The organism is Amycolatopsis methanolica 239, from assembly GCF_000739085.1.
Lineage (GTDB): Bacteria > Actinomycetota > Actinomycetes > Mycobacteriales > Pseudonocardiaceae > Amycolatopsis_E > Amycolatopsis_E methanolica.
This window is the reverse complement of sequence record NZ_CP009110.1, coordinates 1,365,323-1,391,023: the sequence shown is the minus strand read 5'-3', so window position 1 is coordinate 1,391,023 and position 25,701 is coordinate 1,365,323. Positions and strand designations below refer to the sequence as shown.

28 protein-coding genes, 1 tRNA gene and 1 pseudogene are annotated in these 25,701 nt (G+C 71.1%); 8 read left to right on the top strand and 22 right to left on the bottom strand.

The window, feature by feature from the left end; genetic code table 11:
• Positions 1–2 precede the first annotated feature (2 nt).
• The 9 genes from AMETH_RS06780 to AMETH_RS06740 all read right to left on the bottom strand — a co-directional run bounded on the left by AMETH_RS06780 (position 3) and on the right by AMETH_RS06740 (position 6,465).
• On the bottom strand, positions 3–821 hold the full coding sequence (locus AMETH_RS06780; protein ID WP_026153874.1) for a F0F1 ATP synthase subunit delta: 819 nt from the start codon (positions 819–821) through the stop codon (positions 3–5).
• An 11-nt stretch (positions 822–832) separates the two neighbouring features.
• Positions 833–1,387: a F0F1 ATP synthase subunit B gene (locus AMETH_RS06775; RefSeq protein WP_017987306.1), complete on the bottom strand. Its 555-nt coding sequence runs from the start codon at positions 1,385–1,387 to the stop codon at positions 833–835.
• Positions 1,388–1,416: 29 nt separating this feature from the next.
• Entirely contained in the window at positions 1,417–1,674 is a 258-nt protein-coding gene (locus tag AMETH_RS06770; protein WP_017987305.1) for an ATP synthase subunit c family protein, read from the bottom strand.
• A 63-nt stretch (positions 1,675–1,737) separates the two neighbouring features.
• On the bottom strand, positions 1,738–2,520 hold the full coding sequence (gene atpB / locus AMETH_RS06765) for a F0F1 ATP synthase subunit A (protein WP_026153873.1): 783 nt from the start codon (positions 2,518–2,520) through the stop codon (positions 1,738–1,740).
• Positions 2,521–2,890: 370 nt separating this feature from the next.
• Complete coding sequence (locus tag AMETH_RS06760) at positions 2,891–3,322, bottom strand: Cg1360 family ATP-synthase-associated protein (RefSeq protein WP_017987303.1); 432 nt, start codon at positions 3,320–3,322, stop codon at positions 2,891–2,893.
• Positions 3,319–4,479, bottom strand: coding sequence for a glycosyltransferase family 4 protein (locus tag AMETH_RS06755; protein WP_017987302.1), 1,161 nt, complete (start codon positions 4,477–4,479; stop codon positions 3,319–3,321). Before AMETH_RS06755 ends, AMETH_RS06760 begins: the two co-directional genes overlap by 4 nt.
• Positions 4,479–5,129 (bottom strand): L-threonylcarbamoyladenylate synthase, encoded by a 651-nt coding sequence (locus AMETH_RS06750; RefSeq protein ID WP_017987301.1) that lies wholly within the window; start codon positions 5,127–5,129, stop codon positions 4,479–4,481. The genes AMETH_RS06755 and AMETH_RS06750 overlap by 1 nt, the downstream gene beginning before the upstream one ends.
• A gap of 102 nt (positions 5,130–5,231) precedes the next feature.
• The gene (gene prmC, locus AMETH_RS06745) at positions 5,232–6,095 is read right to left on the bottom strand and encodes a peptide chain release factor N(5)-glutamine methyltransferase (protein WP_017987300.1); all 864 of its coding nucleotides are present in this window, start codon (positions 6,093–6,095) and stop codon (positions 5,232–5,234) included.
• Between the two features lie 22 nt (positions 6,096–6,117).
• Positions 6,118–6,465: a MerR family transcriptional regulator gene (locus AMETH_RS06740; protein ID WP_017987299.1), complete on the bottom strand. Its 348-nt coding sequence runs from the start codon at positions 6,463–6,465 to the stop codon at positions 6,118–6,120.
• Between the two features lie 59 nt (positions 6,466–6,524).
• Here AMETH_RS06740 and AMETH_RS06735 point away from each other — a divergent pair, with 59 nt between their 5' ends.
• On the top strand, positions 6,525–7,286 hold the full coding sequence (locus tag AMETH_RS06735) for an alpha/beta fold hydrolase (RefSeq protein WP_017987298.1): 762 nt from the start codon (positions 6,525–6,527) through the stop codon (positions 7,284–7,286).
• Between the two features lie 3 nt (positions 7,287–7,289).
• Here the strand turns inward: AMETH_RS06735 and prfA are convergent, their stop codons facing one another.
• Positions 7,290–8,360 carry a peptide chain release factor 1 gene (gene prfA / locus AMETH_RS06730; RefSeq protein ID WP_017987297.1) on the bottom strand — a complete coding sequence of 357 codons (1,071 nt, stop codon included), beginning with the start codon at positions 8,358–8,360 and terminating at the stop codon, positions 7,290–7,292.
• An 82-nt stretch (positions 8,361–8,442) separates the two neighbouring features.
• Positions 8,443–8,673, bottom strand: coding sequence for a 50S ribosomal protein L31 (gene rpmE, locus AMETH_RS06725; RefSeq protein ID WP_017987296.1), 231 nt, complete (start codon positions 8,671–8,673; stop codon positions 8,443–8,445).
• Between the two features lie 220 nt (positions 8,674–8,893).
• On the opposite strand from rpmE, the gene AMETH_RS06720 reads away from it, so the two are divergent.
• The gene (locus AMETH_RS06720; RefSeq protein WP_017987295.1) at positions 8,894–9,385 is read left to right on the top strand and encodes a hypothetical protein; all 492 of its coding nucleotides are present in this window, start codon (positions 8,894–8,896) and stop codon (positions 9,383–9,385) included.
• 64 nt (positions 9,386–9,449) lie between these two features.
• Here the strand turns inward: AMETH_RS06720 and rho are convergent, their stop codons facing one another.
• The 6 genes from rho to argS form a co-directional block, all read right to left on the bottom strand.
• A complete protein-coding gene (rho, locus tag AMETH_RS06715) occupies positions 9,450–11,366 on the bottom strand; it encodes a transcription termination factor Rho (protein ID WP_017987294.1) in 1,917 nt (638 codons plus the stop codon).
• A 390-nt stretch (positions 11,367–11,756) separates the two neighbouring features.
• The gene (thrB, locus tag AMETH_RS06710) at positions 11,757–12,638 is read right to left on the bottom strand and encodes a homoserine kinase (protein ID WP_017987293.1); all 882 of its coding nucleotides are present in this window, start codon (positions 12,636–12,638) and stop codon (positions 11,757–11,759) included.
• Positions 12,635–13,699: a threonine synthase gene (gene thrC / locus AMETH_RS06705; protein WP_017987292.1), complete on the bottom strand. Its 1,065-nt coding sequence runs from the start codon at positions 13,697–13,699 to the stop codon at positions 12,635–12,637. Before thrC ends, thrB begins: the two co-directional genes overlap by 4 nt.
• The gene (locus AMETH_RS06700) at positions 13,696–15,003 is read right to left on the bottom strand and encodes a homoserine dehydrogenase (RefSeq protein WP_017987291.1); all 1,308 of its coding nucleotides are present in this window, start codon (positions 15,001–15,003) and stop codon (positions 13,696–13,698) included. The genes thrC and AMETH_RS06700 overlap by 4 nt, the downstream gene beginning before the upstream one ends.
• Positions 15,004–15,008: 5 nt before the next feature.
• Positions 15,009–16,445: a diaminopimelate decarboxylase gene (lysA, locus tag AMETH_RS06695; RefSeq protein WP_017987290.1), complete on the bottom strand. Its 1,437-nt coding sequence runs from the start codon at positions 16,443–16,445 to the stop codon at positions 15,009–15,011.
• A 6-nt stretch (positions 16,446–16,451) separates the two neighbouring features.
• On the bottom strand, positions 16,452–18,107 hold the full coding sequence (argS, locus tag AMETH_RS06690; RefSeq protein WP_026153872.1) for an arginine--tRNA ligase: 1,656 nt from the start codon (positions 18,105–18,107) through the stop codon (positions 16,452–16,454).
• Positions 18,108–18,209: 102 nt separating this feature from the next.
• On the opposite strand from argS, the gene AMETH_RS06685 reads away from it, so the two are divergent.
• Both AMETH_RS06685 and AMETH_RS06680 read left to right on the top strand, forming a co-directional pair.
• Positions 18,210–19,013: a DUF3105 domain-containing protein gene (locus AMETH_RS06685; protein ID WP_026153871.1), complete on the top strand. Its 804-nt coding sequence runs from the start codon at positions 18,210–18,212 to the stop codon at positions 19,011–19,013.
• Between the two features lie 5 nt (positions 19,014–19,018).
• Entirely contained in the window at positions 19,019–19,726 is a 708-nt protein-coding gene (locus tag AMETH_RS06680; protein ID WP_017987287.1) for a DUF305 domain-containing protein, read from the top strand.
• A 94-nt stretch (positions 19,727–19,820) separates the two neighbouring features.
• Here AMETH_RS06680 and AMETH_RS06675 read toward each other — a convergent pair whose 3' ends face one another.
• Complete coding sequence (locus AMETH_RS06675; protein ID WP_017987286.1) at positions 19,821–20,738, bottom strand: cation diffusion facilitator family transporter; 918 nt, start codon at positions 20,736–20,738, stop codon at positions 19,821–19,823.
• A 189-nt stretch (positions 20,739–20,927) separates the two neighbouring features.
• On the opposite strand from AMETH_RS06675, the gene AMETH_RS06670 reads away from it, so the two are divergent.
• A tRNA-Arg gene (locus tag AMETH_RS06670) sits at positions 20,928–21,000 on the top strand.
• A 122-nt stretch (positions 21,001–21,122) separates the two neighbouring features.
• A complete protein-coding gene (locus AMETH_RS06665; RefSeq protein ID WP_017987285.1) occupies positions 21,123–21,524 on the top strand; it encodes a VOC family protein in 402 nt (133 codons plus the stop codon).
• Here the strand turns inward: AMETH_RS06665 and AMETH_RS06660 are convergent.
• Positions 21,521–22,373 (bottom strand): annotated as a pseudogene (locus AMETH_RS06660) (NADP-dependent oxidoreductase). The gene AMETH_RS06665 and the pseudogene AMETH_RS06660 sit on opposite strands and share 4 nt — an antisense overlap.
• A gap of 322 nt (positions 22,374–22,695) precedes the next feature.
• Between AMETH_RS06660 and AMETH_RS06655 the strand changes: the two are divergent.
• Both AMETH_RS06655 and AMETH_RS06650 read left to right on the top strand, forming a co-directional pair.
• Positions 22,696–23,238: a hypothetical protein gene (locus tag AMETH_RS06655; protein ID WP_017987284.1), complete on the top strand. Its 543-nt coding sequence runs from the start codon at positions 22,696–22,698 to the stop codon at positions 23,236–23,238.
• A 24-nt stretch (positions 23,239–23,262) separates the two neighbouring features.
• Positions 23,263–24,261 (top strand): LacI family DNA-binding transcriptional regulator, encoded by a 999-nt coding sequence (locus AMETH_RS06650; protein ID WP_017987283.1) that lies wholly within the window; start codon positions 23,263–23,265, stop codon positions 24,259–24,261.
• On the opposite strand, the gene AMETH_RS06645 is transcribed toward AMETH_RS06650, so the two are convergent.
• The 3 genes from AMETH_RS06645 to AMETH_RS06640 form a co-directional block, all read right to left on the bottom strand.
• Complete coding sequence (locus tag AMETH_RS06645) at positions 24,230–24,979, bottom strand: C45 family autoproteolytic acyltransferase/hydrolase (protein WP_017987282.1); 750 nt, start codon at positions 24,977–24,979, stop codon at positions 24,230–24,232. The genes AMETH_RS06650 and AMETH_RS06645 overlap by 32 nt on opposite strands.
• 139 nt (positions 24,980–25,118) lie before the next feature.
• Positions 25,119–25,283, bottom strand: coding sequence for a hypothetical protein (locus AMETH_RS39715; RefSeq protein WP_017987281.1), 165 nt, complete (start codon positions 25,281–25,283; stop codon positions 25,119–25,121).
• A complete protein-coding gene (locus AMETH_RS06640; RefSeq protein ID WP_017987280.1) occupies positions 25,280–25,651 on the bottom strand; it encodes a P1 family peptidase in 372 nt (123 codons plus the stop codon). The genes AMETH_RS39715 and AMETH_RS06640 overlap by 4 nt, the downstream gene beginning before the upstream one ends.
• Between the last annotated feature and the right edge of the window lie 50 nt (positions 25,652–25,701).

The following is a 25,701-nucleotide window of genomic DNA, read 5'->3' as shown; positions in this document are numbered from 1 at the left end:
TGTCAGGCCAGCTGCCTGCGCAGCTCGGCGATCCGGCCCGCGGTGCTGCCGTCGATGACCTCGTCGCCCACCCGGACGACGAGCCCGCCACCGAGGCGGGCGTCGACCTCGACGTGCAGCCCGATCGGGCGCCCGTAGATCCGGTGCAGCTGCTCGGCCAGCCGCTCCCGCTGCTCCGCGGACAGCTCGCTCGCGCTCGTGACGTACGCGACCGAGCGCTCGCGGCGCTGCGCGGCCAGCTTGACCAGCTGGTCCAGGTTGAACCCGACGCTGCGGCCCGCCGACCGGCCCACGACCTGCTCCACCAGGGCAAGGGTGATGTCGTCCACCTTGCTCTGCAGCAGCTCGCGCACCAGCCTGCGCTTCGCGTCGCCGGGTGCCGTCTGGTCGGACAGCGTCTGCTCCAGCTCCGGGTTGCTCACCACGATACGGGCGATCCGGAACAACTGGTCCTCGACGGCGTCGAGCTTCCCGGCCTTCTCCGCGCTGGTGAGCAGCGCGTTGCGGCCGAGCGACTCGACCCCGTCGACCAGTTCCCGCGGGCTGGACCAGCGGGCCGCGACCACGGCGTCGAGCACGCGCAGGGCCTGCTCGGACACCTTGCCGGTCAGCAGCGCGCGGACCAGCCGGGTGCGGGCCTCCGGGTCGGACGAGGCGTCGGCGACCGCGCGGCGCAGCCCGATCTCCCTGCCGAGCAGGTCGACCACGGCCAGCAGCTCGTTGCCGAGGGCGGCCGAGTCCGCGCCGGCCTCGCCGGTGACCTCGGCGAGCCGGGTCTCGGCGGAGGCGAGCGCTTCGCGGCTCGCGGCGTGCAGCGTCAGCGTCATCTGGACTACTTTCCTGCTCCGTTACCGGCGCTGCTGCCGAGCTCGGCGAGGAACCGGTCGACCGTGCCACGGCGACGGACCTCGTCCTCGAGGTGCTCCCCGACGATCCGGCTCGCCAGCTCGATCGAGTTGCGGCCCAGCTCGTTGCGCAGCTCCGTGACGATCTGTGCCTTCTGGGCCTGCAGCGCGGCGTGGCCCTGGGCGATGATCCGGGCGGCCTCGTCCTGGGCCTCGGCCCGCAGCTCTTCCTTGATCCGCTCGGCCTCGAGGCGAGCGTCGTCACGGATCTTGGCGGCCTCGGAGTAGGCGTCCTTGAGCTGTGCCTGGTACTTCGCGAGCGCCTCTTCGGCTTCGGCCTGCGCCTTCTCCGCCTTGGCGATGCCACCCTCGATGGCCGCCGTGCGCTCTTCGTACATCTTCTCGAAGCGCGGCACGGCGAACTTCTTGAGCAGCCACAGCAGGATCAGGAAGGCCACCAGGCCGAGGATGATCTCGCTGAGATGCGGCAGCACCGGGTTCGGCGCCTCTTCCGCGGCCAGCACGATCTGGGTCTTCACCACAACGACTCCTTCAGCGGTGAGCGGTTAACTCAGGCGGCGGAGGCGATGAAGTAGACGACCAGACCGATCAGGGCGAGCACCTCGGTAAGCACGAAGGTGGTCCAGGCGATACCCATGAGCTTGCCCTGGGCCTCCGGCTGACGGGCGGTGCCGTTGATGACGGCGGCCCAGATCAGACCCACACCGATGCCCGGGCCGATCGCGCCCAGACCGTAGCCGATGGCGGCGAGGCCCGGGTTGATGCTGGAGGCGGTCTCGGCGGCCTGGGCAAGAACGATGTTGCTCACTTGCGTTTCCCTTTCACTCGGTCCGCTACCACGCGGATCGGGGGCTTTTCGGTTCGTTTTCTTCTAGTGGTCTTCGGCGAGCGCGGCGCCGATGTAGTTCGCCGACAGCACGGCGAACACATACGCCTGGATCACCTGGATCAGCGCTTCCACGAAGGTCATCAGGATGGCGAACGCCCACGAGACCAGCGAGATGGGCTTGAAGACCCCGCCCGCGTGGAGCAGCAGGAACTCGCCCGCGAGCGTGAACACCAGCAGGATCAGGTGGCCTGCGAACATCGCGGCGAACACCCGGACCGCCAGGGTGAGCGGGTTGAGGACGAACTTCTGCAGGAACTCGATCGGCGTCAGCAGGATGTAGATCGGGCCTGGCGCGCCCGGCGGGACGGTCGCGTGCTTGAGGTAGCCCACGAAGCCGTGCCGCTTGAACCCGACGTAGTGGTACACCGGGTAGACCACCAGCAGCGACAGCGCGATCGGGAAACCGATGTGCGAGAACGTCGGGAACTGGAAGATCGGGATGATCCCGAACAGGTTGTTGATCAGCACGAAGCTGAACAGCGTCAGCACCAGCGGGATGAACGGCTTGAAGTCCTTCGACCCGATCTGCTCACGCGCGATGCCGTTGCGCGCGAAGTCGTAGACGTACTCGGCGGCGAACTGCGCCTTGCCCGGCACGACCTTCAGCTTTCGCGAGGTCAGCAGGAAGAAGGCCGCGATGATGATCACCGACAGCACGACCAGGATCATCGGCTTGGTGACGCCGAGGAAGATCGGCGGCAGGTCGAAGTCTCCGGCACCCGGGGGCGCGAACGTGTCGCCCTCGGCCAATACCAGCGCGCCCAACTGGGCTCCTTCCGGTTCTCCCGGCCGGCGTTCACTCCGCCGGGGGAATCGTCACGATCTGGACTTAACGTACCCGATACGTTTCGGGTACTTGGAGGCGGATCCCCTGAGTGAACAGCGCGTGTACTTTCAGCCACCTGGGGGTTTCGGCACTACGATCTCCGACAGCAGAATCAGCCAGGCCGGCTCAGGGGCCATCCGTCTCGATCGCCACGTTGCCGGTTGGGTTCCGCATCGGGAGCGCGGGCCGAAGGCCCCACCTCCACAGTGCGGACGATACCAGCCGGTAAATCGACACCGTACGGGCGTACTCCTTAATTGGTTCCCACCCGTTGGAGTACCGCCGGAATCCTGCGCTGACCTGCGGAAGTCAGCTCGGGATGATCGTCGGGATCTTGGTCTTGCGGAAGGCCAGGAACTCCGCCGCGGCCCAGACCAGGATCACCGCCAGCGTGGTGAACGCGAGCGCGTAGCGGTTGAACGCGTCGACGCCCTTGAGAGCGGTCATGACGCCGAACAGGACCAGCACCTTGAGGATGTAGCCGCCGATCGCCACCGCCATCACCATGAACGGGTCCAGCGCGGCCGACTTGCGCATCATGAACAGCGTGATCAGGGACGACGCGAACGCGATCGCGCCGCCGACCAGCGAGCCCAGCAGACCCGGCACACCGGACAGGATCGTCGACACGACCACGCCGATCACGACCGTGGCCAGCCCCGGCCACAGCGCGAAGCGCAGCATCGCGTCGGCCAGCTTGAGCACCGACTGCGCGTGCGGGTTTTCGGTGTTGTCGGTCATGACACTCCCTGGTTCCGCGACCTCAGGCGCGGAATGACGGACACGATCCCGGCGAGGACGAGTCCCGCGCCGACGATCCAGAGTACCGCCGTCGTGTCGAACAGCGTCATCGAGACCGCGCCGAAGCCGAGCAGGCCCGCCCACAGGTAGATCAGCAGCACCGCGCGGCGCTGCGAGTGGCCGATCTCCAGCAGGCGGTGGTGCAGGTGCATCTTGTCGGCCGCGAACGGGCTCTCGCCGCGCCGCGTGCGACGGACGACCGCCATCAGCAGGTCGAGGACCGGCAGGAACAGGACCGCCACGACGACCAGCAGCGGGGACAGCAGCGCCAGCGCGTCGGAGCCGCCGAACCGGGTGTAGTTGATCTTGCCGGAGGCCGACGTGGTGGCACCGGCCAGCATCAGGCCGATCATCATCGAGCCGGAGTCGCCCATGAAGATCTTCGCGGGCTGGAAGTTGTGCGGCAGGAAGCCGAGGCACGCGCCGGCCAGCGTGGCGGCGATCAGCGCCGGCGGGTAGACGCCGACGTCGCCGCCTTGGGAGTTGAGCAGACCGAGCGAGAACGCGCAGGTCGCGGCCGCCGCGATGAAGCCCAGCCCGGCGGCGAGGCCGTCCAGCCCGTCGACGAAGTTCAGCGCGTTCACCAGCAGCACGACGAGCAGCACCATCAGCAGCCCGCCCTGGTTGTTGTCCAGGGTGACCACGGAGCCGAGCGCGTCGCCGTTGCCGCCCCACGGCACCCAGAACACGTTCCACTGCACGCCGAAGATGACCAGGATGCCCGCGCACATCACCTGGCCGGCGAGCTTGGTCCAGGCGTCGATCTCGAACCGGTCGTCCAGCGCGCCGATCAGCACGATGACGCCGCCGCCGATCAGCACGCCGACCGGGTCGAGGGAGAAGTCGAACGCGCGGCGCAGCACCGGCAGCTGGTGGGCCATCGCCATGCCGCAGACGACACCCAGGTACATGCCGACGCCGCCCATGCGCGGGATCGGGATGACGTGCACGTCCCTGGCACGCGGGTTGGCGATCGCGCCGAGGCGGATCGCCAGGCGCCGGATGACGCCGGTGAGCAGGAACGTCAGCGTCGCGGCGATGAGACCGACGAGGATGTACTCCCGGATCGGGAGGCCTGCGGTGGTTACGGGGGTCATCAGGCCGCGGTCTTCACCGGTGCGCCGAGCACCTCGCTCACCGCTTCCGCGCTCACCGCGCCCGCCCGCAGCAGCACGGGCTCGTCGCCGGTCAGGTCGACGATCGACGAGGGCACCGGTTCGCCGCTGGGCCCGCCGTCGAGGTAGACGGAGACCGACTCGCCGAGCTGCTCCTGCGCCTCCTCCGCGCTGGACGCCGGGGGCCGCCCGGAGACGTTGGCGCTGGAGACGGCCATCGGGCCGACGTCGCGGAGCAGCTCCAGTGCGACCGGGTGCAGCGGCATCCGGAGCATCACGGTGCCGCGGGTGGTGCCGAGGTCCCAGCGCAGGCTCGGCGCGTGCGGGAGCACAATGGACAGATCACCGGGCCAGAAGGCCTCGATGAGGGCCCGTGCCTGCGGCGGGACGCCGAGGACAAGACCGTCTATTGTGGACCATGAGCCGACGAGGACGCCGACGGGCAGGTCCAGGCCGCGGTTCTTCGCCCGCAGCAGCGCCCGCACGGCGGCCGAGTCGAACGCGTCCGCCCCGATGCCGTAGACCGTGTCGGTGGGCAGCACGACAAGCCGCCCCGAACGCACCGCGCTCGCCGCCGCGGCCAGCCCCTCGGCCCGCGTCTCCGGACAGCTGCAGTCGTACACCGCGCTCATGGGGTGAAGACTATTCCCGGTCGGGTAACGGCTTGGTTGCGGGTGGCGCTCACCGCACCGGCCGCGCGACACGCCGCGGCGCGTGTGCCGGGCGTCGCGGGGTCAGCCGCGGAGGGCGGTCACGAAACGGGGGCGTCCGGCGAGGTCGCGGTGGTCCTGGACGTCCGTCAGCACCTTGCGGGACGCGACCAGCGCCGGCGCGGCCGAGCCGTGCGTGTCGTCGTGTTCGATGGCCACCCCGCCGCCGCGCTTGAGGAGGCGGCAGGCGGTCGCCACGGCCTGCCGGACCACCGCGAGACCGCCGTCGGGGGCGAAGACCGCCTGCGGCGGGTCGAAGTCGACCACCTCGGGCGGCAGGTCGCCGCCCGGCGGGACGTACGGCGGGTTGCACACCACCAGGTCCACCAGGCCGTCCAGCTCGGCGAAGATCGTGCTGTCCCCGACGTCGCCGGAGTACAGGCGGATCGGCGTGTCCCCCGCCGCGGCCTGCTTGTCCGCGTTGTGCCGCGCCCACGCGAGCGCGTTCGGGTCGATGTCCACGGCGTAGACCACCGCGTCCGGCCGCTCGTGCGCGATCGCCAGCGCCAGCGCGCCCGAACCGGTGCACAGGTCGACCACCACCGGGTACTCGCGGCCGTGGATGAGCCGCAACCCCCACTCGACCAGCAGTTCCGTCTCCGGCCGCGGGATGAAGACACCGGGCCCGACGTCCAGCGTGATGCCGGCGAACCCGGCCCACCCGGTCAGGTGCTGCAGCGGCACCCGCTTGGCGCGCTGCGCCACCAGCTTGCCGATCGCCTCGATCACGGGCGGGTCGACGAGGGGCACGAGCGGCAGGCGACCGCGGTCGACGCCGAGCACGTGCGCGGCGATGAGTTCGGCGTCGGCGCGCGGAGACGCCACCCCCGCCTCCTCCAGGATGCGCATCGCCTCGAGGATCGCCAGTCGCAACGGTTGCCGCTTCACGCACCCAACTTTTCCACAGCGGTCATCCGCTCGCGGGGACGTATGCCGCGAGCGCCCCGCGCGTCTGCCGGAGATCGTCGATGCGCTCGTCCAGCGCGTCGAGCTGCTCACGCAGTGTGCGCACCAGCGACGGGCACATCTCCAGCTCCGGCTTCTCGCCCCGGGCGCAGGGCAGCACCTCCCGGATCACGCACGTCGACAACCCGGCCGCGAGCAGCGCGCGGATCTGCCGAACCGTGACCACGGCGTCGTCGTCGTAGACCCGGTAACCGTTCGTGTCCCGGCGTGGCACCAGGAGCCCCTGCTCCTCGTAGTACCGCAGCAACCGCTGGCTGACCCCGGTCCGGGCGGACAGCTCACCGATCCGCATGCGACCTCGCTCACTCGAAAGTTGACCTTCACACCGGTGTCAGTTCCTAACGTCGCGGCATGATCGAACATTTCTCGCACGTCGTCCGCGGATCCGGCCCCGGCCTGCTGCTCGCCCACGGCGCTGGCGGCGGCATCGAGGCGAACTTCGGCCCGATCCTGGACGACCTCGCCCGCACGCACACCGTGGTCGGCCCGGACTACCCGGGCAGCGGGGCGACGCCACGCAGCGACGGGCCGCTGACCCTGGACGGGCTGGCCGACTCCCTGGTGGCGACCGCCGTGTCCGCCGGCGTGAAGCGCTTCACGATCCTCGGCTATTCGCTGGGCACGGCCGTCGCGGTGCGCGCGGCCACGCGGCACCCGGAGCGGGTGAGCGGCCTCGTGCTGACCGCCGGGTTCGCCCACCCGACGAACCAGATGCGGCTCGCCGTCGACGTGTGGCGGGAGCTGCTGGACCTCGGGAACAAGGAGCTGCTGGCGAAGTACCTGACCTTCGCGGGTGTGGGCGCGGGGTACCTGAACGCGCTGTCGCCGCAGGAACTCGAGGGCGCGCTGGCCGGGCTGGCCGTTCCCGAGGGCGCGCCGGAGCACGTGGACCTGGTGGCGTCGGTGGACACCCGCGCCGAGCTGGGCCGGATCACCGTGCCGACGCTGGTCATCGGCACGCGACAGGACGTGCTGGTGCCGATCGGCGTGCAGCGCGAACTGGCCGACGGGATCCCGGGCGCGGAGTTCGTGGCGATCGCGAGCGGCCACTCGATGCAGGCCGAGGCCCGCGACGAGTGGCTCGCCCGGATCAGGGACTTCCTGGACCGGTAGGGGTCACTGGCCCGCGGTGGCCAGGCGCTCCTCGCGGTCGGCGGCGGCCAGGGCGTCGAGCACGGCGTCCAGGTCGCCGTCCAGGACCTGGTCCAGGTTGTACGCCTTGTAGTTCACCCGGTGGTCCGAAATGCGGTTCTCCGGGAAGTTGTAGGTGCGCACCCGCTCCGACCGGTCGACCGTCCGGACCTGCGACTTCCGCGCGTCGGCGGCCTTCGCGGCGGCCTCTTCCTCCGCCATCGCCTGCAGCCGCGCCTGCAGCACCTGGATGGCGCGGGCCCGGTTCTGGATCTGCGACTTCTCGTTCTGGCAGGACACCACGATCCCGGTCGGCAGGTGTGTCACGCGCACGGCCGAGTCGGTCGTGTTGACGCTCTGCCCGCCGGGGCCGGACGACCGGAACACGTCGATCCGCAGGTCGTTCGGGTCGATCTCGACCTCGACCTCCTCCGGTTCCGGGTAGATCAGGACCCCCGCGGCGGAGGTGTGGATCCGGCCCTGCGACTCGGTCGCAGGCACGCGCTGCACCCGGTGCACGCCGCCTTCGAACTTCAGCCGCGCCCACACCCCGTCCGCGTCGGTGCCCTTGCTCTTCACCGCGACCGTGACGTCCTTGTAGCCGCCCAGGTCGGAGTGCACCGCGTCGAGGACCTCGGCCTTCCAGCCGTGCCGCTCGGCGTAGCGCAGGTACATGCGCAGCAGGTCGCCGGCGAACAGGGCCGACTCCTCGCCACCCTCCCCGGACTTGATCTCCATCAGGACGTCCGAGCCGTCGTACGGGTCGCGCGGCAGCAGCAGCTCCGTCAGCCGGGACTGCAGCTGGGGGATGCGCGCCGCGATCTCCTCGGCCTCGGCCGCGAACGCCGCGTCCTCGTCGGCCAGCTCACGCGCGGTGCCCAGGTCGTCCCGCGCCTGGTCCAGCTCGTTGATGACCTTGACGATCGGGCTCAGCTCCGCATACCGGCGGCCGAGCTTGCGCGCCCGGCCCTGGTCGGCGTGCACGGCCGGGTCCGCCAGCTGCTTTTCCAGATCGGCGTACTCGGCGAGCAGCCCGTGCAGGGAAGACGAATCCACGACCGAACCTTCCTCTTGATGGCCTCAGGACACAAAAGCGGCGCCCACCCCCGATCGTCGGGAGTGGGCGCCGGCGGTGGAGCTACTTGGCGTCGGCCTTCTTGCCGGCCCGCTTGCCGTAGCGCGCCTCGAAGCGCGCGACCCGGCCACCGGTGTCCATGATCTTCTGCTTGCCGGTGTAGAAGGGGTGGCAGTTCGAGCAGATTTCGACCGTGATGGCGCCGGAGGTCTTGGTGCTGCGGGTCGTGAAGGTGTTGCCGCAACCACAGGTGACGGTGGTGGGCACGTACTCGGGGTGGATACCGCTCTTCATGGAGTCCTCTCTCGGTGGCCGCCGGGTCCCCGCGGCGTTCTTCGACACGTGGGGTGAACCGGAGCCGGACGTTAGCGGATTGATTCTGCCAGACGCGCTGACGTGCAGGTCAACGCCCCCCGGACGGCGCATATTCCGGGTACTGGACCTTTACGGGTTTTGTACGGGCGCACGCGACGCTCCCGGCCGAGACCCGGACCCGCCGGGTGAGGAGGAGCCGATGTCACTTTCGCGCACCGCCAAGTCCGCCGCCGTCGCCGCGCTCGCCGCCACGGCACTCGCCCTCGTGCCGGCCACGAGCCAAGCCGCGGCCCTCGCCACCATCGCCCCGAGCAGCGACGTCTCGATCCTCGCCGCCGGTGACGGCACACCGGCCGGCGCCGTCGCGTGGTTCAGGGCCCGCATCGGCAGCACCGCCTACCAGGGCTACTGCGAGAACGCCTACGGCACCACCGGCGTGTGGGCCTCGGCCAACGCGCACTGGAACGGCGCGAGCCACAAACACGCCGGCGACCGGAACCCGCCGCTGGGCGCGTTCGTGTACTGGAACATCTCCTCGCCCTACGGCCATGTCGGCATCTCCGACGGTGCCGGCGGGTTCTACGCGACCAGCGTCGGCGGCAAGATCGGGCACGTCACGAAGTCCCAGGGTGGCTACAGCTACTACAGCAACTACCGCGGCTGGACCCCCGCCGCTGTCCCCCACCAGTAGGAAACACAACGAAAACGGCCACCCTTCCTGGGGGAGGGTGGCCGTTTTTCGCTTGCTACGACTCTCAGTCGTCGTCGGACGCCAGAGCCGTCTTGCTGACCTGCATCAGGAACTCGATGTTGGTCTTCGTCTTGCGCAGGCGGGACAGCAGCAGGTCGATGGCCTGCTGCGAGTCCAGCGCGTGCAGGACCCGGTGCAGCTTGTGCGTGACCGCGAGCTCGTCCGGCGAGAGCAGCAGCTCCTCCTTGCGGGTGCCGGACGGGTTGACGTCCACCGCCGGGAAGACGCGCCGCTCGGCGATCTTGCGGTCGAGCTTGAGCTCGGCGTTGCCGGTGCCCTTGAACTCCTCGAAGATCACCGTGTCACCGGTGGAACCGGTCTCGACCATCGCCGTGGCGAAGATCGTCAGCGAGCCGCCGTTCTCGATGTTGCGCGCCGCGCCGAGGAAGCGCTTCGGTGGGAACAGCGCCGTCGAGTCGACACCACCGGAGAGGATCCGGCCGGACGCCGGGGCCGCCAGGTTGTAGGCGCGGCCGAGGCGGGTGATCGAGTCGAGCAGGACCACCACGTCCATGCCCATCTCCACGAGGCGCTTGGCCCGCTCGATGGACAGCTCGGCGACCGAGGTGTGGTCTGACGGCGGGCGGTCGAAGGTCGAGGCGATGACCTCGCCCTTCACCGACCGCTGCATGTCGGTTACCTCTTCCGGACGCTCGTCGACGAGGACGACCATCAGGTGGCACTCGGGGTTGTTCGTGGTGATCGCGTTCGCGATGTCCTGCATGATCGTGGTCTTGCCCGCCTTCGGCGGCGACACGATCAGGGCGCGCTGCCCCTTGCCGACCGGCATGACCAGGTCGATCACGCGGGTGGTCAGCTTGTGCGGCTCGGTCTCCAGGCGCAACCGCTCGTTCGGGTAGAGCGGGGTCAGCTTGGTGAACTCGGGGCGGCGCTTGGCCTCGTCCGGGTCCAGACCGTTGACGCTGTCGACGCGCACCAGCGGGTTGAACTTCTGGCGCTGCTGCTCGCCCTCGCGCGGCTGCTTGACGACACCGGTGATCGCGTCACCGCGGCGCAGGCCGTGCTTGCGCACCAGCGACAGCGACACGTACACGTCGTTCGGCCCCGGCAGGTAACCCGAGGTGCGCACGAACGCGTAGTTGTCCAGGACGTCGAGGATGCCGGCGACCGGCAGCAAGACGTCGTCCTCGCGGATTTCGGTGTCCGTGCCGCCCTCGCCGCGGTTGCCACCGCGACGGCGGCGGTCCCGGAACCGGCGGCCGCGACGGCCGCCCTCGTCGTCGTCCGCGTTGTTCTGGCCGCCACCGGAGTTCTGGCCACCGCCCGGGTTCTGCTTGGACTGGCCGGCGCCGGAGTCGCGGTTGTTCTGCTTGCGCTGGTCGCCACCGCCCTGCTGGGCCTGGTCGCCACCGCGCTGCTCGCGCTGGTCGTTGCCGCCGCGGTCGTTGCCACCGCGGTTGTCCGGGCTGCCCGCGGCGCGGTTCGCGCCACGGCGACGGCGGGCGCCGCCCTCGCGACGGGGGCCGTCCTCACCCTGCTGGGGCGCCTCGGCGCCGTTCACGGGCTTCTCGGCCGGAGCCGGCTTCTCGGCCTTCTCCACCACCGGGGCGGGCTTGTCGGCCGGGGCCGCGGCCTGCCGGGGCGCCTTCTCGGCGGACTTGGCAGGCGCCGGAGCCTCCACCTTCGCGGCAATGCCCTCGAGGGGCAGGGTCTCGTCGGCGGCGCGCTTGCGCGGGGCCTTGCCCTGGCGCTCGCGGATCGCGGCGATCAGGTCGCCCTTGCGCATCCCCTTGGTGTCGCCGATGCCCAGCTGGGTGGCGAGTTCCCGCAGATCGGCGATCACCATGCCGGACAGGCCGCCGCTGCGGCGCTTCGGCGCGGCCGGGCCGTTGCTCTCCCCTGGCTCAGCGTTCGTCGCGGCGGTCGCCACGTCGCCGCTCAAAAGATCGGTGTTGCTCACACATGTCCTTCCTGACCGATCCACGCCTCCAGGTGGATCAGCGGACTACCGCCCGCGTCCGATCGCGAGGCGGTCTGCTCCTGCCCGGTGTGGCTTCCCCGGCCGGGACACGCAGGTCACAGCGGCGGAGCCGCCACACGGGGTTCTCGCGTGCTCCAGGTGGAACGCGCCGGATTCGTGTCACCGTGGCTACCGGAAACCCGCCTAGGTCAATCCCTGCACCAGCTATGCGGAATTATCGACTCAACGAGAGAATGCGATCCGGGACGAACCCCCGGGACCGACACCGGGTGCGATTGCGCGCGGTGATCGAACGCCCCCGAGGGTAGACCGACCGGGCACGAGGTGCAACAACCACCCCCCGGCGTGCCACTAATCTCCGCACGGAATCTACCGGCCCGTGACCTGGACGCCGGTCTGGTCGACCGGCAGCTCGATGACTTCGAACCCTGCAACGTCCACCGACGCGGGAATTATTCCGTCGACCGTCAGGGCGAGCACGGTCGGCCCGGCGCCGGACACCGTCGCCGCGACCCCGGCGGCACGCAGGTCGTGCACCAGGCGCCCGGTCGCCGGGTAGGCGGGGGCGCGGTAGTCCTGGTGCAGGCGGTCCTCGGTGGCGGGCAGCAGCAACGACGGATCTCTGGTCAGGGCGTGCACGGCGAGCGCCGCGCGGCCCGCCGCGAACGCGGCGTCGGCGTGCGGCACCTTCTCCGGCAGCAGCCCGCGCGTCGCCTCCGTGGACGACTTCACCGACGGCACCGCCACGACCGGGCGGATCGACGGGTGCGGCGTCAGCCGTTCCCCGTGAAAACGGCCCTTTTCACACCACGCCAGGACGAACCCGCCCAGCAGGCTGGCGGCGGCGTTGTCCGCGTGCCCCTCGAACTCGGCGGCCAGCTGGACCGCGTCGCCGTCCAACGGCCGCTCCGCGAGGGCGTAGCCGGCGGCGATCCCGGAGACCACGGCCGCGGCCGACGAACCGAGCCCGCGCGCGTGCGGGATCTTGTTGAAGCACCGCAGGTGCAGCCCCGGCGGCGTGACGCCGAGGTGCTCGCACGCGCGCCGCAGCGCCCGCACCACCAGGTGCGTGTCGTCGGTGGGCACGTCCTCGACCCCGCCGGCCCCGGCGTCGAACACCTCGACCTTGAGTCCGGCGTCGGTGACCTGCACCTCGACGACGTCGTGCAGCGCGAGCGCCAGCCCGAGCGCGTCGAAGCCCGGGCCGAGGTTCGCGCTCGACGCCGGGACGGTCACCTTCAGAGCGGTCACGTCAGCTCCAGCGCCGCGGCGACGGCCCGCGGGTCCACCGCCAGCGGCTCCACCTCGACGTTGCCCTCCAGCGCGGTGCCCGGGTCCTTGAGGCCGTGGCCGGTGACGGTGCACACCACCGTCGAGCCCTTCGGCAGGCGGCCGTCGGCGGCGGTGGCGAGCAGGCCCGCGACGCTGGTCGCCGACGCCGGCTCCACGAACACGCCCTCCTTGCTGGCCAGCAGGCGGTACGCGGCGAGGATCTTCTCATCGGTCACCGCCTCGAACAGGCCGCCCGAGGCGTTCTTCGCCTTCACCGCGCCCTCCCAGGAGGCGGGGCTGCCGACGCGGATCGCGGTCGCGATCGTCTCCGGCTCGGCGATCGGCTCCCCCTTCACCAGCGGGGCCGCACCGGCCGCCTGGAACCCGAACATGCGCGGGGTGTTCTTCACCACACCGTCTGCGGCGTACTCGGAGTACCCGGCCCAGTAGGCGGTGATGTTGCCCGCGTTGCCGACCGGCAGGCAGTGGATGTCCGGCGCCTGGCCGAGGACGTCGCAGATCTCCCACGCGGCGGTCTTCTGGCCGATCAGGCGCACCGGGTTGACCGAGTTGACCAGCGTGACCGGGTGGTCGATCGCGGTCTTGCGGGCGAGTTCGAGGCAGTCGTCGAAGTTGCCGTCGATCTGGAGGATGCGCGCGCCGTGCAGGATGGCCTGCGCGAGCTTGCCCATCGCGATCTTGCCCTGCGGGATGAGGACCGCGCAGGTCAGTCCGGCGCGCGCGGCGTAGGCCGCGGCCGAGGCCGACGTGTTGCCGGTCGAGGCGCAGATGACCGCCTGCAAGCCGCTGGCCTTCGCGTGGGTGATCGCCACCGTCATGCCGCGGTCCTTGAAGGACCCGGTCGGGTTGGCGCCCTCGACCTTCAGGTAGACGGTCGACCCGGTCAGCTCGGACAGGTGCGGCGCGGGCATCAGCGGCGTGTTGCCCTCGCCGAGGGTGATGACCTCCGCCCCGGCCGGAACCGGTACCCGGTCGGCGTACGCCTCGATGATCCCGGGCCAGCCGGCCTTCGCAGTCATGAATCCTCGCCTTCCACCCGCATCACGCTCACGACCTCGTTGACGACGTCCATTTTCCCGATGGCCTCGACGGTCGCCTCGAGCGCCGCGTCCGGTGCGAGATGCGTCACGATGACGAGGCTGGCGGTGTCGTGCCGGTCACGCTGCCGGACCGCGGCGATGCTCACCTCGTGGGCCGCGAACACCTGCGCGACCTGGGCGAGCACACCCGGCTTGTCGGCCACGTCGAGGCTGACGTGGTAGCGGGTCGGGGTCCGGCCCATCGGCCGCACCGGCAGCTGGGCGTGCGCCGACTCGCGCGGGCCGCGGCCGCCGAGCACCCGGTTGCGGGCCACCGCGACCAGGTCGCCGAGCACCGCGCTGGCCGTCGGCGCGCCACCGGCGCCCTGGCCGTAGAACATCAGGCTGCCCGCCGCGTCCGCCTCGACGAACACGGCGTTGTACGCGCCGCCGACGTTCGCCAGCGGGTGGGTGCGCGGCAGCATCACCGGGTGCACGCGCGCGGACACCGACTCCGCGCCGTCCTCGCCCTCGACGCGCTCGCAGATCGAGAGCAGCTTCACCGTGCGGCCCAGCGCCTTCGCCGCCGCGATGTCCGAAGCGGACACGTTCGAGATGCCCTCGCGGTGCACGTCGGACGCGGTGACGCGGGTGTGGAACGCCAGCGAGGCGAGGATGGCCGCCTTGGACGCGGCGTCGTAGCCGTCCACGTCCGCGGTCGGGTCCGCCTCCGCGTAGCCGAGCCGGCTGGCCTCGTCGAGCGTCTCGGCGTAGCCGGCGCCCGTGGAGTCCATCGCGGACAGGATGAAGTTGGTGGTGCCGTTGACGATGCCCATCACCTTGGTGATGCGGTCACCGGCCAGCGACTCGCGCAGCGGGCGCAGCAACGGGATCGCGCCGGCCACCGCCGCCTCGAAGTAGAGGTCGGCGCCACTGGAGTCGGCCGCCTCGAACAGCTCCGCGGAGTACTCGGCCAGCAGCGCCTTGTTCGCCGTGACGACCGACTTCCCCTTGCGCAGCGCGGTGAGCAGCCACTCGCGCACCGGGTCGACGCCGCCGATCAGCTCGACCACGACGTCCACATCGGACTCCACGAGCGCGGCGGCGTCGTTGGTCAGCAGGTGCTGCGGCAGCTCGGGGTGCTTGTCCGGGCGGCGCACCGCGATGCCGGCCAGCTCGACCGGGGCGCCGGCGCGGGCGGCGAGCTCGTCCGCCTGCTCGGTGAGCAGCCGCGCGACCTCGGTGCCGACCGTGCCGCAGCCCAGCAGCGCGACGCGCACCGTCTTGCCGTCTACAGTGGACATTGCAGTCACGACACCTCCAGCTGCAGCATGTCGTCGATCGTCTCGCGGCGCAGGAGCAGCCGCGCGCTGCCGTTGCGGACCGCGACGACCGCGGGGCGCGGCTGCCGGTTGTAGTTGCTGGCCATGGAGTAGCAGTACGCGCCGGTTGCCGCGACGGCGAGCAGGTCGCCGGGAGCGAGGGTGTCCGGCAGCCAGCAGTCCCGCACGACGATGTCGCCGGACTCGCAGTGCTTGCCCACCACGCGGCTCAGCGCCGCGCCGACCTGCTCACTCGTCCCGTCGTCACTCGCGCGCGACACCAGGCGGACGTCGTACACCGCGTCGTAGAGCGGCGTGCGGATGTTGTCGCTCATCCCACCGTCCACGCTGACGTAGCGCCGGGACTCGTTGTCCCCCAGCGACACCTCCTTGATGGTGCCCACCTCGTACAGCGTGACCGTGCCGGGGCCGGCGATGGCGCGGCCCGGCTCGCCCGCGATGCGCGGCACCGGCAGCCCGGCGAACTCGCACTCCTTGCGCACGATCTCGCGGATCTGCGTGATCATCTGCGCCGGCGGCGGCGGGTTGTCCTTGTCGGTGTAGGCGATGCCGAACCCGCCGCCGAGGTCCACCAGCGACAGCTGCTCCAGCAGCTGCTCGCCGTGCTCCTTGACCAGCTCGGCCATCAGCCCGATGACCCGGCGCGCGGCGACCTCGAAGCCGTCGGCGTCGAAGATCTGCGACCCGATGTGGCTGTGCAGGCCGACCAGGCGCAGCGACGGCGCGTTCAGCACCCGGCGCACCGCCTCCGCGGCGTCGCCCGCGGCCAGCGAGAAGCCGAACTTCTGGTCCTCGTGGGCGGTCGCGATGAACTCGTGCGTGTGCGCCTCGACGCCGACCGTGACGCGGATCAGCACCTTCTGCTCGACGTCGAGCCGTGCCGCGACGTCGGCCAGCCGCGCGATCTCGTAGTAGGAGTCCAGCACGACCGTGCCGACCCCGGCGCCGACCGCGGTCTCCAGCTCGGCGACCGACTTGTTGTTGCCGTGGAAGGTGATCCGCTCCGGCGGGAAGCCGGCGCGCAGCGCGACCGCGAGCTCGCCGCCGCTGGCGACGTCCAGGCTCAGGCCCTGCGCGGCGACCCAGCGGGCCACCTCGGTGCACAGGAACGCCTTGGCCGCGTAGTGCACCAGCGACGGGTCGTCGAACGCCTCGGCGTACTCGGCGCAGCGCGACTTGAAGTCGGCCTCGTCGACGACGAACAACGGCGTGCCGTAGGTCTCGGCCAGCTGCCGGACGTCGACGCCCGCGATCCGCACCACGCCGTCCGGGGCGCGGTAGGAGTTGCGGGGCCAGACCTTCGGGTAGAGCCGGTCGAGCTCTTCGGAACTGGACGGGGGAAAACCGGAGGTGTCGGCATGCGGGTAGACCTCCGCGTGCCGCGGGCCGGCGGGGTGAGCCATCTGGGTTTACATCCGTTCCGGAGCTGAGACACCGAGCAGGGCGAGGCCGTTCGCGAACACCTGGCGCGCCGCCTCGCACAGGGCGAGGCGGGCGAAGGTGAGCGGGGTGGCTTCCTCGTCGCCCTTGGGCAGGACCTGCGCGACGGCGTAGAACTTGTGGAACGCGCCGGCGAGGCTTTCCAGGTAACGCGCCACGCGGTGCGGTTCACGCAGTTCGGCGGCGCGCTGCACGATCGTCGGGAACTCCCCGATCGTGCGGATGAGGTCACCCTCGCGGTCGAGGGTGAGCAGCCCGAAGTCGGCGTCGTTGTCGAACTTCAGTCCGAGGTCGGCGGCGTTGCGCTGGAGCGAAGCGAGCCGGGCGTGCGCGTACTGCACGTAGTACACCGGGTTCTCGTCGCTGCTCTTGCGCAGCAGGTCGAGGTCGATGTCGATGCTGGAGTCGACGGAGTAGCGGGTCAGTTCGTAGCGGGCGGCGTCCACGCCGACGGCCTCGACGAGGTCCTCCATCGTGATCACCGTGCCCGCGCGCTTGCTCATCCGGACCGGCTTGCCCTCGCTGACCAGGTTCACCAGCTGGCCGATGAGCACCTCGACCACGGACGGGTCGTGGCCCATCGCGGACGCGGCGGCCTTGAGCCGGGCGATGTAGCCGTGGTGGTCCGCGCCGAGCATGTAGATGCACAGGTCGAAGCCGCGGCCGATCTTGTCGTGCAGGTAGGCGATGTCACCGGCGATGTAGGCGGGCGCGCCGTCGCTCTTGATGACCACGCGGTCCTTGTCGTCGCCGAACTCGGTGGAGCGCAGCCACCAGGCGCCGTCGGCGTGGTAGAGGCTGCCGTTCTCCTTGAGGCTCTCGACGGCCTTCTCCACCGCGCCGGACTGGTGCAGGGAGTCCTCGTGGAAGTAGACGTCGAAGTCGGTGCCGAACTCGTGCAGGCTCTTCTTGATCTCGCCGAACATCAGGTCGACGCCGATGCGGCGGAACGTCTCGTTGCGCTCGTCCTCGGGCAGCGACAGCGCGCTGGGCTCCTGGCGCAGGACCTCGGCGGCGATGTCGCTGATGTAGGCGCCCGCGTAGCCGTCCTCCGGCGCGGGGTCGCCCTTCGCGGCGGCGATCAGGGACCGGACGAACCGGTCGATCTGCGCGCCGGCGTCGTTGAAGTAGTACTCGCGGGTGACGTCGGCGCCCTGCGCCTGCAGGACCCGGCCGAGCGCGTCGCCCACCGCGGCCCAGCGGGTGCCGCCGAGGTGGATCGGGCCGGTCGGGTTCGCCGACACGAACTCGAGGTTGATCTTGCGGCCGGCCAGGGCGGTGCCGCGGCCGTAGGCGTCGCCGAGGGTGAGCACCTGGCGGATCTGCTCGCCCTGGGCGTCGGCGGCCAGCCGGAGGTTCACGAACCCGGGGCCCGCGATCTCGGCGGAGTCGATGCCGTCGGTGGCGGCGAGCGCGTCGGCCAGCTCCTGGGCGAAGTCGCGCGGGGCCAGGCCGGCCTTCTTCGCCACCTGCAGCGCGAGGTTGGTGGCGTAGTCTCCGTGTTCCGGGTTGCGCGGGCGCTCAACGGTCACCGTGGCGGGGAGCACGGCTGGGTCGGCGCCACGGGCGGTGAGCACCTGCGCGGCGGACGTACGGACCAGGTCAGCTAGGGCCTCGGGAGTCACCAGCCGAGTGTAAGGGCCGCGACCTCGGCCGTTGACAGGGACCGAACACGGGGTCCCTAAACTCTACCCGGGTATATCCACTTGACGGGAGACGCGGGAGCCATGGCCAGCGGCACTAAAAGGAAGGGCGCACCGAAGAAGGGCAGCGTGAAGGCGGCCCGCGGCTCGGTGGTGTCCAAGAAGGGTGTGCCCTGGGGCACGATCATCTCGGTGGTCGCGGTGGTCGCGCTCGCCGCCGTGGTGGTCACCTACTACCTCGTCCAGTCCGCGCCCAAGCGCGCGCTGGCCAGCTGGGCGCCCACCGCGGACAACCCGGACCCGTCGCTGAACATCCCCGGCATCGTCACCGGCCAGTACCAGGCCAGCGTGCACATCCTGCCGACCGAGCGGGTGGCCTACGACCACAGCCCGCCCTACGGCGGCCCGCACGACGGCTACTGGGCGGCGTGCAACGGCGTCGTCTACCCCGTCGCGGTGCGCACGGAGAACATGGTGCACTCGCTCGAACACGGGGCCGTGTGGATCGCCTACAACCCCGACCAGGTCAGCGGTGACGCGCTGAACACGCTCAAATCCAAGGTCGAGGGCAAGCCGTACACGATGATGTCGCCCTACCCCGGCCTCGATTCCGCGGTCTCCCTGCAGTCCTGGGGCCACCAGCTGAAGGTCGGCTCGGCCACCGACGAGCGGATCGACCAGTTCATCACCGCGCTGCGGACCAACCAGAACACCTACCCGGAGGTCGGTGCCTCGTGCGACGCCCTCGGCGCGGGCGCCTTCGACCCGGACAACCCGCCGCCGTTCGACCCGACGCCGCCGGGCCCGGACGCCAAGCCGATGGACTACCAGGGTTCCGCGGGCACGCAGCAGGACACCGGGATGCCCAGCTCGGCCCCGACGTCCTGATCCTGATGGCGGACGAAGAAGACGCTCCGGTGGCGGACCGGCCGGGCCCCCGGCCGGTCGTCATCGGCGCGACGGTGGTCGTGGTGCTGCTGGTCGGCGCGGTGCTCGGGATGTTCCTGACGTCGTTGGCGCGGGGTCCGGAGACCTCCGCCACGCCCGCGGAGGGTTCGGTCGAGGTCGGGTTCGCGCAGGACATGTCGGTGCACCACCTGCAGGCCGTGACCATGGCCGGCTGGGAGCGCGACCACACGAGCGATCCGCAGCTGAAGCAGCTGGCGTTCGACATCGAGTCCACGCAGCGCGAGCAGGTCGGCCGGATGAAGGGCTGGCTCATGCTGTGGGGCCAGCCGGAGCAGGCCACGGGCGAGTACATGACCTGGATGACGGCCGACGCCGGGCACGACCACATGGCGATGGCGCCGACGTCGTCAGCCGGGGCGTCTGCGGGCGCGCCGATGCCCGGTATGGCGACCAACGCGGAGCTGGCGAAGCTGCGCTCCCTGTCCGGCGCCGAGCTGGACGTGTACTTCCTGCAGCTGATGCTGCGGCACCACCAGGGCGGCACCGAGATGGCGCAGTACGCGCACGACCACACCTCCGTGTCCGCGGTCAAGGCGCTGACGCAGAGCATCCTGACGTCGCAGGGCGCGGAGATGACGGTGATGCGGAACATGCTCACCGCGCGCGGCGCACAACCACTGCCATTCCCCTGACCCCCACAAAACGCGAGTCCCACGCTCCCGGGCGCGAGTTTCGCGGTCGCGAGGCGCGAGGCGCGGGTGCCACGCCTGGGCGCTCAGTCCGTGATCACCAGCTGAGTTCCTGGCAGCGCGCCGCGGATTCGCGTGGTTCGCACTGCAGCGTGGCGTGCTCGATCGAGTACTGGTCCTTGAGGAGCGTCTGCGCGGCGGCGAGCACCTCGGCCGGCTGCGCGGTGCGTTCCAGGGTGAGGTGCGCGGAGGCGACCTCCATGCCCGAGGTGAGCGTCCACACGTGCAGGTCGTGCACGTCGCACACCCCGGCGAGCTCGGCGAGTTCCGCGCTGATGCGTTCGACGTCCACCTCGGCGGGAGCGTGCTGGAAGAGGATGCGCAGCGCCCGCCGGGCGAGGGTGAAGGTGCGCGGCAGCACGAACAGTCCGATCGCGACACCGATGAGGGCGTCCGCGTAGCGCCAGCCGGTGGTCAGGGTGATCACGCCGCTGACGAGGACGCCGACCGACCCGATCAGGTCGGCGAGGACCTCCAGGTACGCGCCGCGCAGGTTGAGGCTCTCCTTGGAGCCGTCGCGGAGCAGCGCGAAGGCGACGACGTTCGCGGCGAGCCCGGCGACCGCCACGAGCAGCACGGGCAGGCCGGGCACCGCGGGCGGGTTCGCGAGCCGCTCGACGGCCTCGAAGATCACGTAGCCGGCCACCCCGAAGAGCAGGACGGCGTTGGCCAGCGCGGCGAGCACCTCGGCCCGGTAGAGCCCGAAGGTGCGCCGGTAGCTCGGCCCGGACCGGCGCGCCAGGACGATCGCCGTGAGGGCCATCGCCAGCCCGAGGACGTCGGTGAGCATGTGCCCGGCGTCGGAGATCAACGCGAGCGACCCGGTGACCACCCCGACGAGGACCTCGAGCAACAGGAAGGCGACGCCGATCCCGAGCGCCGCGGCGAGCCGTGGCAGATATCGGGCGGACGCGCTACCGGGCGGCTGGTGCCCGTGTCCGTGGCCGTGTCCCATGCGCTGGTGTCCTCCTCTGTCCCGCACCGGGAATATATAGTGATATGCGCATGTATTCAAGGGCAGGTAAGGCTTGCCTTCTTCGCGCAGCCTAACCGAGCGGCGGCCGTGGCGCCCCCTCCGAAGGGGTAGCCGCCCACAGGGCGGAAACACGGGTGCGCTAGGCTTTGTCACGTCGCCCAGCGATGGGCCCTCGTAGCTCAGGGGATAGAGCACTGCCCTCCGGAGGCAGGTGTCGCAGGTTCGAATCCTGCCGAGGGCACCCAGCACCACATGCAAAAACCGGCCCCTACCAGCGAGAACGCGGTAGGGGTCGATTCATTCGCACCACCCGGCGGGCACCCCCAGACCGTTGCGCTGCCGCGGCCGGGAGGCTGCGGCAGGATGCTCGACCTGACCCTGCCGACGTTCCGCCAGGTCGTCCTCGACTGCACCGACGCCCGGCAGCTCGCGGAGTTCTACCGCGAGCTGCTCGGGCTGGTGTACCGGCCGGGCGACGAGGACGGCGACGCCGACTGGCTCGTGCTGCGCACCCCGGACGGCCGCCCCCAGCTGGCCTTCCAACAGGTCGCCACCCTGCCCGCGGCGACGTGGCCGGACGGCCCGGTGCCGCAGCAGCTGCACCTCGACCTCACCGTGCCCACCAAAACCGACCTGCAGGCCCAGCACGAGCGGGCCCTGCGCCTCGGCGCCCGGCTGCTCCGCGACCGCAGCGACGACCCCGACGAACCGTTGTACGTCTACGCCGACCCGGCCGGGCGCCCGTTCTGCATCTTCGTCGGCTAGACGGTCAGCACGATCTTCCCGCGCGTGCGACCCTGCTGACTCAAGCGCCACGCGTCGGCGGCCTCGGCGAGCGGGAACGTCCGGTCGACGTGCACCGTCAGCTTGCCCTCGTCCACCAGGCGCGCCAGCTCGGCCAGCTCGGCGCCGTCCGGGCGGACCCACACGTAGCCGTGCGCGCCGACCGCCGGGTTCGCGATCGACGCGATCCGGTCCGGGCTCACGAACTCGCGGGACGCCTCCACAGCGTCACCACCGACGAAGTCCACCGCGGCGTCGATCGGGCCGAGCTCACGGAGCCGGTCCGCCAGGCCCTCCCCGTAGGTGACCGGCTCCGTGCCCTGCGCACGCAGGTAGTCGTGGTTGCGTTCGCTCGCCGTGCCGATCACCCGCGCGCCCAGCGCGACCGCGATCTGCGTGCCGAACGAGCCGACACCACCGGCCGCGGCGTGGATCAGCACCGTCTCACCGGCCCGCAACCCGACGCGCTTCAACGAGCGGTCGCGGTCTGCCCGGCCAGCGGCACACCCGCGGCCTGCGTGAAATCCAGCGAACGCGGCTTCTTCGCGAGCATCCGCACGTTCGCCGTCACCAGCTCGGCGTACGCGCCCTGCTGCACCCAGTCCTCGCGGACGTAGCCGAAAACCTCGTCGCCGACCGCGAACGCACGAGCGGGAACCGGACCTCCATCAAGGCGTCCAGCCCGCCCGCGGCGAGCTTCCAGTCGACCGGGTTCACCCCGGCGGCCTTGCCCCTGACCAGGACCTCCGCCGGACCGACCTTGGGATCCGGGAGATCGGCCAGCCGGAGGTCGTCCGCCGATCCGTACTCCGTCAGCGCGATTGCCTTCATGTCCGGCGCAACGGCACGCCCCCGACGGGGTACTCCACCGCCGGCGAGTTTCGCCGGTGCGTACCTGGGCATACCCGTACATGGCCACTGCAGGGCCGCACCACAACGCTGGGACCGTCGCCGCGCTGGTATGCGGCATCAGCACCGAAATCGCCGTCACAGCCGCCGCGGTCCGGCTGCACGCCAAGACGGCCTGCGAACGAGCAGCAGGCGAGCGAGCCAAGGCGGCGCGGCGCCGCGAAGAGGCGAAACGGCTCACGAACGAGTCACGGGCCCTGCGGAGGCAGCAGCGACCGGCTCACTGACGTGGAATGATGAGGAGATGACCGAGGCAGCGGACGACCGGAACCGCGCGGCCAACGAACGCGACGACCTGGCCGACGCACGCGACCGGGCAGCCGACCGCCGGGACAGGGCAGCCGTCGACCGGGACACCCTCGCGGAGATCGACGCGGCGCAGCAACGGCGGGAGCGGCACGCGCTCTTCACGTCGCTGGCGCACGCCGAGGCCCGGGAGCGGGCCGCGCTGCAACGCGAAGCCGAAGCGACCCGCCGGGAAAAGGAACTGGCGACGGACGATCCGGACGCGGTTGCCGCGTTCATGGCGGACGCCGAGGCGGACCGGCTGGCGGCGGCAGGGGACCGCGCCGCCGCGGCCGAGGGCCGGTTCGACGTCCGGACCTACCTCAACAAGGCGGCGAGCGACCAGGGCTCGGCGAGAACCGCCCGGCAGCAGGCGGCGCGGGACCGGGGAGCCTCACACGAGGACCGCTCGGCGTCCCAGGGCGACCGCGACGCGTCGCTGTCCGACCGCGAGCAGAGCGAGGTCGAGCTGAACACCGGCCTTTACCTGCCGCACCGCTGATCACCGCACGGATATCGTCGTCGGGTGACCAAGGATGAGCCCGTCACGCTGATCGCCGTGGCGAAGGCCGCCGGGGTGTCCAAGACGACCGCATCGGACGCGTTGCGTGATTCCGGCCGGGTGTCGGAGCGGACGAAGCAGCACGTGGTCGCCGTGGCTCGGCGGCTCGGCTACACCCCGAACCCGGCGGCGCGCTCGCTGCGGCGCGCCAGCATGGGCGTGATCGGGCTGCACCTGCCGGAGATCCTCACCCGCTCCGAGTACTACCTGTCGTTCGTGTTCGGCGTGGTCGACGAGGCCGCGCGGCAGAACCACGACGTCACCCTGCTGACCTCACACAACCTGCCCGCCCGCGGCTCGTTCCACCGCGTCGACGGGATCATCCTCGGCGATCCGCTGGAAACCGATCCGATGGTCCGCGGCCTGTTCGACTCCGCCGTGCCGGTGGTCACCTGCGAGCGGTTCACCGGCGGCGCCGAACCGGCGGGCGTGGTGCTGTCCGACCACGCCGCGATGCTCGAACAGCTCCTCGGCCACCTCGCCGCGGCGGGCGCGGAGCACATCGCGCTGCTCGCGTCCAGCACGGTCACCGACTGGGGCCGCACCCTGCACCGCACCTACCTCGACTGGTCCGAGCGGCACCGGCGTCGTCCGCGGCTGCGGGAGATGGCGTTCGGGTCGCCGAGCACGGTCATGCAGGACAACGTCCGCGCGCTGCTCAACGCCGATCCGGAGGTCGACGCGCTGGTGTGCGCGCCGGACGGCGCCGCGGCCGCCGCGCTGCCGGTGATCCGCGCCGCGGGCCGGACGATCGGCAGGGACCTGCTGCTCGCGTCCTGTGTGGACAGCACCGCCCTGGCGCACAACGACCCGCCGATCACCGCGATCGACCTGCGGCCGCGCGACGCGGGCGACTCCTGCGCGCGGCTGCTGTTCGACATCCTGTCCGGCGAGGCGCCGCCCGGGACCGTGCGCACCCAGGCGATCGGCCTCATCGAGCGGTCGTCGACACGGCGCGCCTGACCCCGAACTCCGCCCAGCTCTCCGGCGCCACCGAACAGGGGCCGCCAGTGTGCACGTGCATCCGCCCCGCCACCACGTCCAACGAGATCGTCGCCAGGCTCTCCCACCGCTCGTGCGCGGGCAGCGACATGTCCGGGTGCGCGCAGACCGCCGCGCCGTCCTCGGTGTGCGCGCACAGCGAGCGAGCCCGCGCGGTCAGGTCCGCCGCGCCGAGTTCCGCGGCGTGCGCCCGCAGCCACGAGCCGCGGGCGAGCGTCGTCGACACGTCGACCGTGGTCCGTTCCCCCGGCGCGAGCGCCGCGTCGAGAAAGTGGTTGGCGTGCCACAGAACCCCGTCCACCGGGTCGACCACGCTGACCCCGGCCGGGCTCAGTTCCAGGCACCGCGCCCGGTCGGCGGTCACGACGGTGATCACCGACGACGCCGACAACCGCGCCGAGCGGGCCAGCTCCGTGGCCTCCTCGACGGTCGACGCCTCGTCCAGGATCCGCCGCGCCACCACGTGCACCGGCACGCCGATGTCCGCGTGGTCCGAGGCGTGCCGCAGCACGTTGAAGTGCACGCCGAGCCCGGCTGAGTTCACGCCGATCTTGCCGGCCACGCCGGCCTCGGTGAACGTGCACACGCCAGGCCAGGACACGACGGTCATCCAATCGCGCAGGGTGTCGTACCAGTCCCAGGTCTGCACGGTGCGCGGCGAGCCGTCCGCGAGCACCACCGACGTGGAGCACTCCCCCCTCGCCCGTCACGGCCGTCGCGGCCAGGATTTCGGTGCGCCCGTTCAGCGCGCCCAGCTGCCACCCCGCGAGCCCGCTGCCCTCGGCCACCCCGAGCAGCTCCTCGCCCAGCGACGGCGCTCATTCGCTGGTTTCCTCCAGCGCCGCCGCGCCCCACGCCCGCACCTGCTCGAACCCGATGCCGTGGGCGGCGAACAGCCGCGCGTAACCGTCGAAGGCCGCCCGGATCTCGCCCGCGCAGTCCGCGCCGAGCGTCCGCGGGTCGTCGGCCACCACGACCTTCATCGGGTCCTCGCCAGCACCGCGTCCCACGCCACCTCGGAGGCCCGCGCGCCCAGCCCGGTCGGGTTGATGCCCTCCAGGTCGACCGCGTCGGTGGTCAGCGCGTACAGCGTGTCGCCGTCCAGCTCGGTGTGGAACGGGTGGATCGTGCGGTGCATCGAGCTGTGCACCTGCGTCGCGAACTGCTTGAGGGCCACGTCGTTCAGCTTCGCGTTGGTGATGACGACCGTCAACGTCGTGTTCCCCGAGGCCGTGCGGGCCGTTTCCGTGCCGGCGCAGGCCGATTCGTAGTCCACGAACGGCAGGTGCCGCTCGCCGGTGCCGGCGTGGTAGTTGCCGCGCACCACCTTGCCGTCCCGGTCCACGATCACGCCGACCGCTCTTTTTCCGTCATTGACCAATTGCCCGAAGCGAACTAGCC

Excerpts from the sequence above, each read along its gene's own strand:
- AMETH_RS06760 (WP_017987303.1), bottom strand. The coding sequence starts at position 3,322 with ATGACCGACAACACCGAAAACCCGCACGCGCAGTCGGTGCTCAAGCTG.
- AMETH_RS06755 (WP_017987302.1), bottom strand. The coding sequence starts at position 4,479 with ATGACCCCCGTAACCACCGCAGGCCTCCCGATCCGGGAGTACATCCTC.
- AMETH_RS06750 (WP_017987301.1), bottom strand. The coding sequence starts at position 5,129 with ATGAGCGCGGTGTACGACTGCAGCTGTCCGGAGACGCGGGCCGAGGGG.
- AMETH_RS06740 (WP_017987299.1), bottom strand. The coding sequence starts at position 6,465 with ATGCGGATCGGTGAGCTGTCCGCCCGGACCGGGGTCAGCCAGCGGTTG.
- AMETH_RS06735 (WP_017987298.1), top strand. The coding sequence starts at position 6,525 with ATGATCGAACATTTCTCGCACGTCGTCCGCGGATCCGGCCCCGGCCTG.
- rpmE (WP_017987296.1), bottom strand. The coding sequence starts at position 8,673 with ATGAAGAGCGGTATCCACCCCGAGTACGTGCCCACCACCGTCACCTGT.
- AMETH_RS06720 (WP_017987295.1), top strand. The coding sequence starts at position 8,894 with ATGTCACTTTCGCGCACCGCCAAGTCCGCCGCCGTCGCCGCGCTCGCC.
- thrC (WP_017987292.1), bottom strand. The coding sequence starts at position 13,699 with ATGACTGCGAAGGCCGGCTGGCCCGGGATCATCGAGGCGTACGCCGAC.
- AMETH_RS06700 (WP_017987291.1), bottom strand. The coding sequence starts at position 15,003 with ATGTCCACTGTAGACGGCAAGACGGTGCGCGTCGCGCTGCTGGGCTGC.
- lysA (WP_017987290.1), bottom strand. The coding sequence starts at position 16,445 with ATGGCTCACCCCGCCGGCCCGCGGCACGCGGAGGTCTACCCGCATGCC.
- AMETH_RS06685 (WP_026153871.1), top strand. The coding sequence starts at position 18,210 with ATGGCCAGCGGCACTAAAAGGAAGGGCGCACCGAAGAAGGGCAGCGTG.
- AMETH_RS06680 (WP_017987287.1), top strand. The coding sequence starts at position 19,019 with ATGGCGGACGAAGAAGACGCTCCGGTGGCGGACCGGCCGGGCCCCCGG.
- AMETH_RS06675 (WP_017987286.1), bottom strand. The coding sequence starts at position 20,738 with ATGGGACACGGCCACGGACACGGGCACCAGCCGCCCGGTAGCGCGTCC.
- AMETH_RS06665 (WP_017987285.1), top strand. The coding sequence starts at position 21,123 with ATGCTCGACCTGACCCTGCCGACGTTCCGCCAGGTCGTCCTCGACTGC.
- AMETH_RS06655 (WP_017987284.1), top strand. The coding sequence starts at position 22,696 with ATGACCGAGGCAGCGGACGACCGGAACCGCGCGGCCAACGAACGCGAC.
- AMETH_RS39715 (WP_017987281.1), bottom strand. The coding sequence starts at position 25,283 with ATGAAGGTCGTGGTGGCCGACGACCCGCGGACGCTCGGCGCGGACTGC.